13 protein-coding genes and 2 pseudogenes are annotated in these 12,745 nt (G+C 54.1%); 1 reads left to right on the top strand and 14 read right to left on the bottom strand.

What is annotated here, in order from left to right; all coding sequences use genetic code 11:
- Window positions 1-114 (top strand): annotated as a pseudogene (locus tag HZS80_RS18820) (IS630-like element ISHsp2 family transposase); the annotation flags it as partial.
- A gap of 301 nt (window positions 115-415) precedes the next feature.
- Here the strand turns inward: HZS80_RS18820 and HZS80_RS18815 are convergent.
- From HZS80_RS18815 to HZS80_RS18750, 14 genes and pseudogenes are all read right to left on the bottom strand, one after another.
- Complete coding sequence (locus HZS80_RS18815) at window positions 416-1,009, bottom strand: exopolysaccharide biosynthesis protein (RefSeq protein WP_179916943.1); 594 nt, start codon at window positions 1,007-1,009, stop codon at window positions 416-418.
- Complete coding sequence (locus tag HZS80_RS18810; protein WP_179916942.1) at window positions 1,002-1,466, bottom strand: tellurite resistance TerB family protein; 465 nt, start codon at window positions 1,464-1,466, stop codon at window positions 1,002-1,004. The genes HZS80_RS18815 and HZS80_RS18810 overlap by 8 nt, the downstream gene beginning before the upstream one ends.
- Window positions 1,467-1,681: 215 nt before the next feature.
- On the bottom strand, window positions 1,682-2,644 hold the full coding sequence (locus HZS80_RS18805; protein ID WP_179916941.1) for an RpnC/YadD family protein: 963 nt from the start codon (window positions 2,642-2,644) through the stop codon (window positions 1,682-1,684).
- 128 nt (window positions 2,645-2,772) lie between these two features.
- Complete coding sequence (locus HZS80_RS18800) at window positions 2,773-3,783, bottom strand: nucleoid-associated protein (protein ID WP_179916940.1); 1,011 nt, start codon at window positions 3,781-3,783, stop codon at window positions 2,773-2,775.
- A 59-nt stretch (window positions 3,784-3,842) separates the two neighbouring features.
- Window positions 3,843-4,604, bottom strand: a complete 762-nt coding sequence (locus HZS80_RS18795; protein ID WP_179916939.1) for an ABC transporter permease — start codon at window positions 4,602-4,604, stop codon at window positions 3,843-3,845.
- Window positions 4,601-5,536 (bottom strand): ABC transporter ATP-binding protein, encoded by a 936-nt coding sequence (locus tag HZS80_RS18790; RefSeq protein ID WP_179916938.1) that lies wholly within the window; start codon window positions 5,534-5,536, stop codon window positions 4,601-4,603. Before HZS80_RS18790 ends, HZS80_RS18795 begins: the two co-directional genes overlap by 4 nt.
- A gap of 83 nt (window positions 5,537-5,619) precedes the next feature.
- Window positions 5,620-5,901 (bottom strand): annotated as a pseudogene (locus HZS80_RS18785) (peptidylprolyl isomerase); the annotation flags it as partial.
- A gap of 48 nt (window positions 5,902-5,949) precedes the next feature.
- Entirely contained in the window at window positions 5,950-7,035 is a 1,086-nt protein-coding gene (locus HZS80_RS18780; protein ID WP_179916946.1) for a serine hydrolase, read from the bottom strand.
- Window positions 7,036-7,091: 56 nt separating this feature from the next.
- Complete coding sequence (locus tag HZS80_RS18775; RefSeq protein ID WP_179916937.1) at window positions 7,092-8,216, bottom strand: acyltransferase family protein; 1,125 nt, start codon at window positions 8,214-8,216, stop codon at window positions 7,092-7,094.
- 187 nt (window positions 8,217-8,403) lie between these two features.
- Window positions 8,404-8,700 (bottom strand): hypothetical protein, encoded by a 297-nt coding sequence (locus HZS80_RS18770; RefSeq protein WP_374694456.1) that lies wholly within the window; start codon window positions 8,698-8,700, stop codon window positions 8,404-8,406.
- Between the two features lie 285 nt (window positions 8,701-8,985).
- The gene (locus HZS80_RS18765; RefSeq protein WP_179916936.1) at window positions 8,986-9,123 is read right to left on the bottom strand and encodes a hypothetical protein; all 138 of its coding nucleotides are present in this window, start codon (window positions 9,121-9,123) and stop codon (window positions 8,986-8,988) included.
- A gap of 49 nt (window positions 9,124-9,172) precedes the next feature.
- Window positions 9,173-10,057 (bottom strand): aldose 1-epimerase, encoded by an 885-nt coding sequence (locus HZS80_RS18760; protein WP_179916935.1) that lies wholly within the window; start codon window positions 10,055-10,057, stop codon window positions 9,173-9,175.
- A 12-nt stretch (window positions 10,058-10,069) separates the two neighbouring features.
- On the bottom strand, window positions 10,070-11,119 hold the full coding sequence (locus HZS80_RS18755; protein WP_179916934.1) for an ABC transporter ATP-binding protein: 1,050 nt from the start codon (window positions 11,117-11,119) through the stop codon (window positions 10,070-10,072).
- Window positions 11,120-11,135: 16 nt separating this feature from the next.
- A complete protein-coding gene (locus HZS80_RS18750; protein ID WP_179916933.1) occupies window positions 11,136-12,740 on the bottom strand; it encodes a glycoside hydrolase family 43 protein in 1,605 nt (534 codons plus the stop codon).
- Between the last annotated feature and the right edge of the window lie 5 nt (window positions 12,741-12,745).

Below are 12,745 nucleotides of genomic sequence, written 5' to 3'. Positions count from 1 at the left end.
ATGAAGTACACCTGGCTGCCCTTGAGTGCCTATCTCTCGTTTGAACGTCTACGTGAAGAGGTACACCGCTTACTCGGTGGTTACGGAACTGATCACGCGATTAATTTTGAATAGGCACTTAAAACTTATATTACAGTATTACGACCTGAGCCCTTAATTCACCTCCCACCTTCAGTTTGTCAAGCGATGTGGAATTATAAGAATGCCACGGACTACGCACATCCGCTTGATCAATACGGGTGACAAACAGCCGATAAACACACTAACGTACGCAACAGGCTAGCTATGAGCGCAAGCATGACCCAAAAGCGCGAATATCCATAGCACCGTTTCTATACGCCGCTCACAGTGACCGGCTCTTCCAGCGGTTTTAGGCGACGTGGATGGTGAAGCGTCTGATATTAAAAAATTCTTGTTAAAACAGATTAATCGCGATAAAGGTGCAGGTAGCGCCAAACAGCGCAAACCCCAGCAGCAGCGCCACCCCATCGCGGGCAACCAGGCCTAGCCCTAGCAGTGACAGCGCCAGCCCCGCGCCGTTGGCTGAAAAGGGAATAAACTCCATGGGCGGCATGGCGAGTGCGATAAGCAGGCATACCACCGCCGTCACGCGGATACCGATATACCCGGTCAGCCACGGCAAACGAACCTTCAGCAGTCCGTCCACCCAGCGGGCGGGCTTTTTCATGTAATGAATGCCTTTATCAAACTTTTGCCGCGAAATGGAGCGATTTAGCAGCCATTTAGGCAGCCAAAACGCTTCACTGCCCGCCAATAATTGCACTGACACCAACAGTACCAGCGCGGCCATCAGGGTGGGCATACCGGGTATGTCACCAATAATCGGCGTCAGCGTAATTAAGCCAGCCACCAGCAGGAGCGGCCCAAACGAGCGCCGACCTACAGCATAAACCACATCATCAACGCTGATTCGAGGAGCGTCCTGCTCCATGTTCTCTATTGAGTCAATTAGATCCATTAAATTCGAGTCTTCATTGCGGTTATGCATCGTGGTTATTGCGCTCCTCTACGTGCAGTTTGGTGCGGATAAAATCACTGTGGCTGACATGTAGCAAATCCGCCAAGCGGCGAATGCGGTGCTCTTCTAGCGGGTCAACATTGCCGTCAGCCCAGGCCAGTTGCCACATTTGTACCACCAGCTCACAGCGCTGGTCGTAGTTATAGTGCTCTTTGATCAGGCTAACGAACTGGTAGTGATCAACGGCTTCATCCACTTCCGCCTGAGCAAGCAGCATTAACTCTTCTACATCGCTTGCGCTTAGCTTATAGCGCTCAATAAGCATGCTGCGCAGGCTGGCTAGCTCTTCGTCGGTGGTATCGTAGTCGGCGCGGACAATTTCACACAGCAGCGCAGCGGTGGCGAGCTCCAGCGTCAACGTTTGGTCATCGCGCTGCTCGGGTTGCGCTAGCGTGCGCTGAAAAAAATCACTAATGGCATTTAGCATAGAATTCTCCATTGATAGTTACCGACGTCTGACCATGCCTAATCCTTGAAGTGCATCCATGAACAGTTGGTAGCTATTCAATACGAGGTGAAGAAAGGCTTGTTGGCATACGCTGATGAAAATCCCTAATCGAAGAACCATCATCAGACTCATACACATAGGGCAGCCATTTGGGGCTGCCCTCTTTAATACGTGGGAGAATTTTGATCAGCAGATTAGTGCTTATCAAGCAGGGTTTCCAAGCTATCTGTTGTCAGGATCCGTACTACCCACTCATCTAGCTGTGCGTCTGAAGCCGACGTCAGGCGCTGATCTGCCCAATCGGGCATCTCGCCGAACTTCAAGGCGATTTGCTTACGCAGCGTACCTTCCACGCCTTCATGACGACCTTCTTGGCGACCTTCTTGACGCTCTTTTTCACGTTCAAAGCGCTCAACGGTATTGACGTAAGGCATGTGCTTTTCCTCCTGTATGGCGTAGACCGCCTGGACAAACTCGGACTCCAAGGCTTTTGGCAGCTGGAGCATCCAGTCGATGATATTAAACAACCGCACAATCTGCTCGCGGCTGTAGCCCCGTTCATACAGCAGCCGAATAAGAGCAATCTTGACATCCTTGCGCGTAGCGCCGTCCTTCAATCGCTTAGCGTGTATCTGGGCCATTACCACCAGCGCAAAGACGTTGTTGCTGGTTTCCAGTGCCGTCCAGCGTGCTTCCCAATCAATCAGTTTAGCTGTAGGGAAGGTAAAGGTCAGCTCGCAACCCCAGCGCTGATAGCGGAAAGTAGTGGGCCTAAAGCTATCGCGTGTATCGGCCAGCACCGCCAGGCTCACCACATCTACCCCGTAACGATCACGTAGTCGGTATTGGTAAGTATACATTCGCTCAGCAAAGGCTTCCTCCGGCTCACCCTGTACCTCAACGTGGATCAGCACCCACGTTTCACTGCCGTTCTGTGCATAGACCTTGATCAGCTTATCGGCGTAACGCCTGCCACTATTGGCATCCGCCGTGATCTGCTGTAACTCGTTGTCGAGAAAGCTGAAGCCTTTCGACCAATCCACTTGTTCATGAATGTCTGGGAACAACAGATCCAAAAATTCCTGGAAATACCCTTCCAGCGCCATCTTCCAAGGACTGTCGTGGTCGGCAGATCGGGACGTATCCGCTTCGCTCATGCAAGCTCCTATTTCACTACTCAAATGCTAGCACAGTGACACTTTTCAAGCGCTACTCCCCTTTATGCTCTCGCTTGCTACGTCAACAAAAGAGAGCTCTCCTGGTGAGAGACAGCCGCGTGGCTAACTCAATCTTTCTTGGTAAGTTGCTCTCTCAACTGCTTGGGCACTTGCTTAATGATCAAACGATCCTGGGCAGCGTCGTACTCAATGCTTGAACCGAGCAGATGGGAGTCAAAACTAATCGATACGCCGCCCGCACGCCCGGTGAAGCGGCGGAACTGGCTCAAGGTGCGCTTATCAGGGGGGATTTCCGGCGAGAGCCCGTAATCGGCGTTGCGGATATGCTCGTAAAACGCTTTGGGCTGCTGTTCGTTCACCAATCCGGAAAGCTCTTCCAGGGTCATCGGCTCGCCACGACGCAGCTGTTCATTGGCGTAGTCGACTAACGTGTCGGTTTTTTCACGACTTACCTCGTCATCAAAATCCTCTTTCTCGACATAGTCGCTAAACGCTTTTAGTAGCGTGCGGGTTTCCGCCGGGGCATCAACGCCCTCTTCCATACCCAGCAAGGCAACCAAGCCCTCGGCGAGTTTTTTGCCGCCGCGGTCTTTTAGGAACGAGACATACTGCGCACTCGGCGCATCGCTCTGCCACTGGGTAAGATTGATGCGCGCTGCCAGCGTCAGCTGGCTGGTGTTGAGCTGCGCGGCAGGCACGGCGTGGTGCTCAGAATTAATACCAATCCCTTCGCGCTGGTGCACCAAGGCAAACAGCAGCGTTTCGGTATCGCCCTGGCGCTGATGGCTAATCACTAAGTAACCACTCACTGACAGCTGCTCTTGAAGCTGCTTGGCGAGCCTTTCAGCCAGCGCAACGGAAAGCTCGGCAAAGCTTTTATCACCCGCCAAATAGTCGCGCAGCCACATGGCAAGCGGCCCTGCTTGCTCGCCTTCTTCGGCAAAGCGCCCCCAGCCTTTGGGCTTGGTGTTGTAGGTGTCGTTCAGCGCACCCACTAGGCTTGTCATTACCGGGTCATCGCTGGGGGCCGCCTGTTCTTGGGGCGCAGCGGTTAGGGTTAGGCGCTCACCGTCTAGCGTCGGGTCAAGGCGGTGCACAATACTTTGCAGTAGTGGCATAAGGGTCTACTAGCGCTCCATGGTGAAGAGTGAGGAGTGAATAGCAAGCTGGATGGCAATCAGGGTTTAAGGCGATATCCGGTGCGGAAAATCCAGCCAATAGTACCCAGGCAAGCGACCAGAAACAGGGTGATCATGCCCACGCTTGCCGCTAGGCTAACATCGCTAATACCGTAAAAGCTCCAGCGAAAGCCGCTCACTAGGTACACCACGGGATTAGCCAAGGTGATGGTTTGCCAAAACGGCGGCAGCATATCGATAGAGTAGAAGCTGCCGCCCAAAAAGGTCAGCGGCGTGATCACCAACAGCGGCACCAGCTGTAGCCGGTCAAAGCCATCCGCCCATATACCAATGATAAAGCCGAGCAGGCTAAAGGTGACCGCCGTTAGTACCAGGAAGAAGAGCATCCAAAAGGGATGAGCAATCTCCAGCGGTACAAAGAAGTTTGAGGTCGCCAGGATAATCAGCCCCAGCAGTATCGATTTCGAAGCTGCCGCGCCCACGTAGCCAATCACTATCTCTAAATGCGAAATAGGCGCTGAAAGCAGCTCATAAATGCTGCCGGAAAACTTCGGGAAAAAGATACCGAAGGAGGCGTTGGAAACGCTTTGTGTCAGCAGCATTAGCATAATCAGACCCGGCACGATAAAGGCGCCGTAGCTAACCCCATTGACCTCACTGATACGCGAGCCGATCGCCGCGCCGAACACCACAAAATAGAGCGATGTGGAGATGACGGGCGAGACAATGCTTTGCAGTAACGTGCGGCGCGTACGGGCCATTTCGGCCATATAGATGGCGCGAACGGGATGAAGGTTCATGCACGCTCCTTAACCAAATCGACAAAAATATCTTCAAGCGAGCTTTGCCGAGTATTGAGATCTTTAAAGGTGACCCCTTCCCGCTCCAGCGCAGTTAAAAACTCGGATATCGCGTGACCGTCCTCTTCCTGGCTGCCATCGTAGGTATAGATCAATTCAAACCCTTCAGCAGCTAAGCTCAGCTCAAAGCGTTGTAGGTTCGCAGGTATCTCTGTCAGCGGGCTGTGTAAGTTCAGTGTTAGCTGCTTGCTGCCCAACTTACTCATTAACGCAGCTTTCTCTTCCACCAGCACCAGCTCACCACGATTAATGACGCCGATGCGGTCAGCCATCTCCTCGGCTTCTTCGATGTAGTGGGTAGTCAGTATGATCGTCACACCGTTATCACGCAGTTGGCGCACTACCTCCCACATCTCGCGGCGCAGCTCGACATCGACACCGGCGGTTGGCTCATCCAGAAACAGAATGCGCGGCTCATGGGAGAGCGCTTTGGCGATCAGCACGCGGCGCTTCATGCCGCCCGAAAGCGTCATGAGCCGGTTGTTGCGCTTATCCCAGAGCGCCAGCGACTTGAGCACTTTTTCGATATGCGCAGGATTAGGCGCTTTGCCAAACAAACCGCGGCTGAAACTGACGGTGTTCCAGACGGTTTCAAACGCCTCGTTGGTCAGTTCTTGGGGCACTAGCCCAATGCGCTCGCGGGCCTGGCGGTAGTGGGTAATATTATCGAACCCATCGACCATGACATTGCCAGCGGTGGGATTGACCAAACCACACACCACGCTAATCAGTGTGGTTTTGCCTGCCCCGTTGGGGCCAAGCAGCGCAAAGATTTCACCGCGCTGAATCGTTAAATCAATATGAGTTAACGCCTGAAAGCCACCCTCGTAGGTTTTGTTCAGGCCTTTAATGGTAATAATCGGGTCGTTCAAGGCGTACTCCTCACACCGCGGTTGTTCAACCGCGATGCTTGACGGCCTTTTAGGCGCAATTAAGAGCGTTTGGTTAGGAAAAGTTAAGTGCGGCTAGTGACTTCTAGCAGGTGATAACCAAACTGGGTTTTCACCGGGCCGTGCACTTGGCCGACCTCGTCATTGAAGACGACCTTATCAAACTCAGGCACCATTTGGCCGGGGCCAAAGCTGCCGAGGTCGCCGCCTTGGCGGCTGGAGGGGCAGCTGGAGTGCTCTTTGGCGACTTCAGCAAAGTCGCGGCCGTTTTCGATCTCTTTCTTGAGTGCTAGGCACTGCTCTTCGCTGCTGACTAGAATGTGGCGGGCGCTGGCTTGTGTCATAAGTTGCTCCTGACTAAGTAGGTTCTGAGAATCATTCGGGGCGGTAGTTTATCACGGCTTACCCAGGGCTCCGCTATAACGCAACGCTTCACCGACACTGGCCAAGGCGCGTTCGTGAGCGCTTACCGCCGCTGGCCCGCGTGCACAGCTAACGATCACCCACGGCCCTTGGGTGGTTGTCTCAACGTTGGCACGCTTGGCAATACCGGCATCGCAACTGCGCCGCTGCTGAGTGCCGGTTTTATGGGCAAAGTTTATGCCTTCCCCCAGGCCCGCTTTAAGACGCCGCTTGCCAGAACTGGTTCGCTGCATCACCGCTAACAGCGTTTGCCGCTGCTCGGCGCTTAAGTCATCTGTGCCGCCGTGCAGGCTAGCTAGAAGGTCGCCAAAAGCGCGTAAGGTGCCCACGTTTCCGCCGGTGGCTTCGTAGGCATCAAACGCCTGGTCGTAATCGGGCTGGGTAAAGGATTCTGTGCGAACGCCTAGCGCGCGGGCCAACGCCTGGGCACGCTGGCTTACCGCATGCTGGCGCAGAGCGATAAAATCCATTCCGCCAAGCGCGCGCGCATCCGGGTGGAGCTCGCCGTAAACCCCTTGGCGAACGCCGACCAACGTTGTGATAGGGCCGAGCTCATCGGGGTTGCCACCACTTTCGGCGATCATCGCACGGGCGCGTTCGTTAACCTCCGCCAGCCCCACTCGGTCAATCAGCATATCAGTGGCGGTGTTGTCGCTGACGGTAATCATCTGCTCCAGCAAGTAACGAATAGAGATAGGCGTGCCGGGATCATGCCAGTTGGTGGGGCCCGCGCCATCGACAAAGTCACTTTGGGCAAGCGTTAGCCGCTCATCCAGCGTCAGCGTGCCCGCCTGTCGTTCGGCCAGCACCTGTGCTGCCACCGGTATTTTAATCAGCGAGGCTAAATACCAAGGGGCATCGGCACGCCAAGAAAATACTTCACCACTGAGGAGGTTTTGTACATAAACGCCGAGTTCGCCCTCAAACACACCTTCGATAGCCTTCAAGCGAGAGGTTAAATCACCCTGCCAGGCGCTCTTTTTATCGACTTCATAATACCAATTAGTCTCGTATCCATCGGCATGCACGGGTAGCGCAATCAGCAGCACTACGGCCACTAGCCCGCATTGAATCCAGTGTCGCAAATCGTAAGCTCCAGAAGTATTTATCGCGGTTAACGGTGATTCGCCATCCAGCGGGTCACCCAAATCCACGCCGCGGCGCCAAGTATCAACAGCCCGCCCACGCCCAGTGCCTGTGGATAGCTATACATCCCCTCGCCTTCCCACAAAAAGCGCAGCACCAAGAAGATCATCACAATATGGAAAATAAACGCTTTAAGGGCATCTGAACCGACCATCGTCAGCGGCAAAAGTGCCTTGGCAGCTTTGGCGCCCCCGGCTAACGCTAGGGCTAACAGCACTAGCGCACCGCCTAAGCTAAACAGCATAAACTCAAGCCCTGGCGGATGCTTACCGACATTGTTGGCAACGGCGAGCATCGCCGCGTGCACATCGCCGTTGGCAAAAGCCAACGCGTAAAATCCTGCCACCATTAGCGCGCCCGCCCCTAGCAATGTGAGCACTAAGCGACGGCGAGTGGTCGGCTCAAAATAGCAGCGAAGTAGCGCTTCCCCGATAAGAAGCCCGATTAAAATCATCGGGGCACGGCTAATCTGCCCCCAGGTGTAGTGGTCTTCGTGATCAACCAGCAGCGCTTTCAGAATATCGTTGCCACCAAACGTAAGGCTTTGCAGCCAAATAGTGAGTGCTGTTAACGCACCAATCGTAGCTAGGCGGCTCCACAGCGGCGCCCGCGCCCATAGCGGCAGCATCAGCGGTACCCATAACAGCGCGATAGCGTAGAAACCCAAGATTTCGACCCAAATGGCAAAACGGCCATACAGCAAAGCATCGACGATCTCGCTGGGCGAGTAGAACGGCAGCATCTCAATGACAAGGAGTGCTTTATACCAGAACCACACCTCTACAGCGCGCAGCCATAGCTTTAACCGACGCTTAGGCCAGTCATCGCTTTGAGTGTGGGAAAGAAACGCCACCGCCAGGGCAATGCCAAATACCACAATAAACAGCGAAGAGGAGAATTTAGTCAGCAAATGAATCGGCACCATGCCCCAATCAGGCACATTGCGAATACCCACTAACCCACTGACCGAGTGGCTAATAATCATCAAGCCGATGGCGATACCACGGGCAAGGTCAATCGCTGCTATACGGCCATCAGCCTTGGGCAGTTGGGGCTTTTCTGTCCACTTTAGGGGCGTCCATTTCAGCGGCATTGAGTCATCCTTGTGGGTACCGTAGTCAATGGTTAAGCATAAAGGTGCTTAACACTTTAGCGTGAAATTATATCGTCCGCTTTGGTTGATAGTGTTAACGGCCACACACAAAGATGCCCCGCAGTTGGCGGGGCATCTGTTGGCTCATCCATGAGTCCGAGAAAAGTTAGTCCTTAAAAAGTTGCAATTACCACCCGGAATCATCCTCCTCTTCATCGGTGGCGGGTACTTCTTGCTCCTCTTCCTCTTCTTCATAAGTGAATTCTTGCTCTTCCTCTTCGTACTCAGTACCTACATCCGAACCTTTATCTTGCTCAGTGTCGTAGCTGTTGTAGGTGCCTTGATCATCCTGCGTCGTTTCTTCCTGCGGGGTCGGTTCGTACTCGTCGCTGCTATCCACTTGCGCAAAAGCAAGTGGGCTGGCCATCAGGCCAAATGATACACCTAGGATGCCAAGTTTCTTGAGAGATTCCGTCTTCATCATGATACTGCTCCTATCAAACGTTGCTACTTAAACATCTGTGCGAGCATCGCACTGGGTTTAACATGTAAGAGCGACAGGTCGTCCTTCCTGTTACGCTCTCAACCCATCCACTGCAGCCACCATGCCACCTCATAGCATCAGTAAATAAAAACCATTATTAAACAACTTCTTATATGTTTAAAACAGAAACTAACCTTTTGATTTTATTAATAAAAACTAGCCTTATACTGTTTAAAATAGGCACATGATCCCCGATTGATCAGGCAATCGGGGCAATATAACGACTTACTCATAAGCCATTTCTTCAAGCTCTTTCCCGCACGTCTCTTTGACGAAGTAGATAACAAAGAAGACAGGGGCAATGGCACTGATCGCATAGAAGGCGTAAGCACCAATCGCGCAGCCCAGCAGCATCAACGCCACATTGATACCAGTGCCTGCGCTATCGGAGTTAAAAGAGGCCTATAGGCTACTAAGTCGTTTGATAGCTAAACTGACACGTCATTGAGGTTGCCTGGTCAGAGGCCAGTTCAACTAACCCCTGGGTTAAAGGTGAGACGCTATGGTGGGCATCCACCACATGGCTTACGGGCTCGAAACAGAAAAAATCCGCTTGCTCATGGGGAGAGAAAACCAGATAACGGAACATGGTGGGTACAGTAGTGAGCTCAAGTTCCACACCGCGAGCTGGCCATTCTATTCGTGCTTGGCCTTTCCAACCGGTAAAGAGGTTGTCGATTAAGCGTTCGGGTAGCTCTTTCCCATTACTGAAGTTCCAGGTGGACTCCGGTGTCAGGCGGTGCCATTCACGTGGCAGTTGCGCTTTATCAACCTCCCAAACGCCTTCCGCTAGCGCTGTAATCCGAGTATCGCCAGTGCGGGGAAACCAAGGATGGAGGCCCAAGCCATAAGGTGCAGGTTGGTCGCCTAAATGCGTCACGCTAAGGGCTACTTCCAACCGGCGATCTATCAGGCAATAGCTCAACTCAGCGTGGTAATCAAAAGGAGGCTGTTCATTAGAACGCAGTTCAAGCTGCAGTGTGTGCGCACTTTGTGATACGACCTGCCAAGAACGCTGCCAGCCATCGCCATGAATGGGCAACGGCTCATTCTCAAGGTTTTTCACAAGGGGATAATATTGCCCACGCCACTCAAAGCCACCCTTCGCAATCCGGTTTGACCACGGTATCAATGGGTACATCGCCAGTTGATTCGGATCTCGTTCATCAATGCTACCTGGGCGCATAAGCGCCACGACTCCTGCCTGCGTCAATGCATCAAAACGTACTACTGAGCCTCCCACTTCCGGGTTTACTACTAAGCGCAGCTGGGCATTTTCTAGGGTGATCGTCGTCATTTTTTACTGCTCCTAGACAATACTCTCGCGACTTTGTGGACGCTTTTGTACCACGTCATCAGGCAGCCGCTTTCCAGCGGCATCAAACGCATGGAGCTGGGCCTGCTGGGGAGTGATAAACAGTGTATCGCCATGGCTAAGATCGACATCGCCAGAGAGGCGGACGGTGAGCGGGCCCGTCTGCTCGCTATCCACATAGGCGAAAGCGTCAGCGCCCAGCTTCTCGATGAATCGCACACGCCCTTTCCACTCGCCCTGCTCGCGGCTCACCTCTAGATGCTCGGGCCGAATACCAAGGGTGGTGGCGCCATAGGCCGCCGCTAGCGGCCCTTCGATCAAGTTCATTTTCGGCGAACCAATAAAGCCAGCGACAAACAGTGTTTCAGGGCGCTGGTAAAGCGCCATGGGCTTGCCCATTTGCTCTATCTTCCCGGCGTTCATCACCACAATGCAGTCGGCTAGGGTCATCGCCTCGACCTGATCGTGGGTGACATACACCATGGTGGTTTCGAGCCGTTGATGCAGCTCAGCCAGTTCGACCCGCATGCGATTACGTAACGAGGCATCCAGGTTGGAGAGCGGCTCGTCGAACAGAAACACGCCGGGGCTGCGCACAATGGCACGACCAATGGCTACCCGCTGGCGCTGCCCGCCGGAGAGCTCAGCAGGTTTACGCTCGAGCAGATCCTCAAGGTTGAGCAAGCGCGCGGCCTCGGCCACTTTGGCTTCCCGTTCTTTGCTGGGCACTTTTGCCAGCCGCATGCCGAAGTCGATATTGCGAGCGACCGTCATGTGCGGGTAAAGCGCGTAGGACTGGAAAACCATGGCAATGTCCCGGTCACTTGGCTCGGCAGTGGTAACGTCTTCGCCGCCGATAGTGATCGTGCCCTGAGTCACGGTCTCCAGACCCGCAATCATGCGCAGCAAGGTGGATTTTCCGCAGCCAGAAGGCCCAACCAGCACGGTGAAAGAGCCATCCTCGATATGCAGATTTAAATCAGGGATTACCGTGGTTTTGCCATGAAACGTCTTTTCGATGTCGCGTAGTGTTACTTCAGCCATGAGCTTATCTCGTCTCTTAAAGAGGGGCGCGGCGATAGCAAAACGCCTGGAAATCGGCGGGGGTGCCGCGTCCACTAATGTCGTGGGCGGCCATGCCTAGAAAATTGCCGGTGAAATAGCCGTGGGCACGACCGCTGCCTTCGTCGGAAAGCAGGCCAGCATCTAAGGCAGGCCCAATCGATTGCCAGGGCTGATCTCCCTGGGCATAGCGAAAGCACAGCTCGCGGGCATGGATATCCAGCCCAAGTCGAATCGTGGCATCAGGCTCAATGCGGATGCCTTCCTCGGCGATACTCAAGTTGCCGTTTGGCCAATCATCCAGGCAACTGATAATGCTGAGCACCTTGTCGCCTGCATCGTTCAAGGTCACCGCTAAATAGTGGAACTTGAAGCGGTTGTAGTAGGCAATAAGCCCGGCAAACTGCTGAATATCCTCGGGTTCAAAGGTGAGTGTCGTTTCGGCACTGCAGTGGATGCTGTCCTGGCGGCGCGCCACTAACGCCTGCTCAAACCAGGAACCTACCGATTCGCGACCAAAAAGACGTAAGTAGCCGGGCCGTTCGGTGAGCGAAAATAGCCGTTCCGGATAGGGGGTACGCAGCCACTGAAACGCACCGGGCAGCGTGTCTGTTTCAAAATCGTAGTGCTCCTCCTGCGCAGGGGGCTTTTGTGTAACGCCACTCACGGCGACCTTTAACGCCGGGGTATTGCCTCCATTGGCGAGCCGTAGCCAGCCATCTTCACCCCACTCCACGCGCTGAATAGCGGTCTCGCGCCCCATCGGCGATAGCCGGGTGCCTGGCAGGGGCCTGCTGCATAAATGCACCAAGTAAGTGTCACCTTCAGGGGAGTCGACCAGATCTGCATGGCCAGACCGCTGTAGCGGGTTTTCAGGATCATCTCGACTCGTCAGCAGGGGATTGTTGGGATGTACCTCGTAAGGGCCTGTCAGCGTTTTTGAACGCGCCATGGTCACCGCATGCTGGTAACCCGTGCCGCCCTCGGCCACCAAGAGGTGGTACCAACCATCACGCCAATAGAGATGCGATCCTTCTGTGAGCTTCAGTTCGGTACCGGCGAAAATATTGGTGATGTCCCCCACCAAGCGGCATTGCTCAGGATCATACTGTTGCAGCACTATTCCGCCGAAACGATCCCGCCCTTCGCGCTGGCGATAATCCCACTGCAGGTTGATCAACCACTTTCGACCATCGGTATCGTGAAACAGTGAAGGGTCAAAACCACTTGAATTCAGGTAGACCGGATCGCTCCAGGGCCCCTCGATACGCGGCGCTGTCACCACGTAATTATGTCCATCCTTGAAGTTCCCCTCATAACGCTTCATGTCGGTATAGACCAGCCAGAACAGCCCGTCAGCATAGCTCAAACAGGGCGCCCAGATGCCGCATGAGTCTGGATTGCCGCGCATATCCAGCTGGCTGGCACGGTTCAAAGGCCGCGTCACCAGCTCCCAGTTAGCCAAATCGCGGGAGTGATGAATCTGAACGCCTGGGTACCACTCAAAGGTCGACGTGGCCAAGTAGTAGTCGTCGCCTACCCGACAAATAGAGGGGTCAGGATTGAACCCGGCCAGAATCGGGTTATGAATAACATCGCTCATTATGG

Source organism: Vreelandella glaciei (genome assembly GCF_013415125.1).
Taxonomy (GTDB): Bacteria; Pseudomonadota; Gammaproteobacteria; order Pseudomonadales; family Halomonadaceae; genus Vreelandella; species Vreelandella glaciei.
The sequence above is the reverse complement of the archived record's forward strand: the minus strand, read 5'-3'. Positions and strand labels throughout refer to the sequence as shown.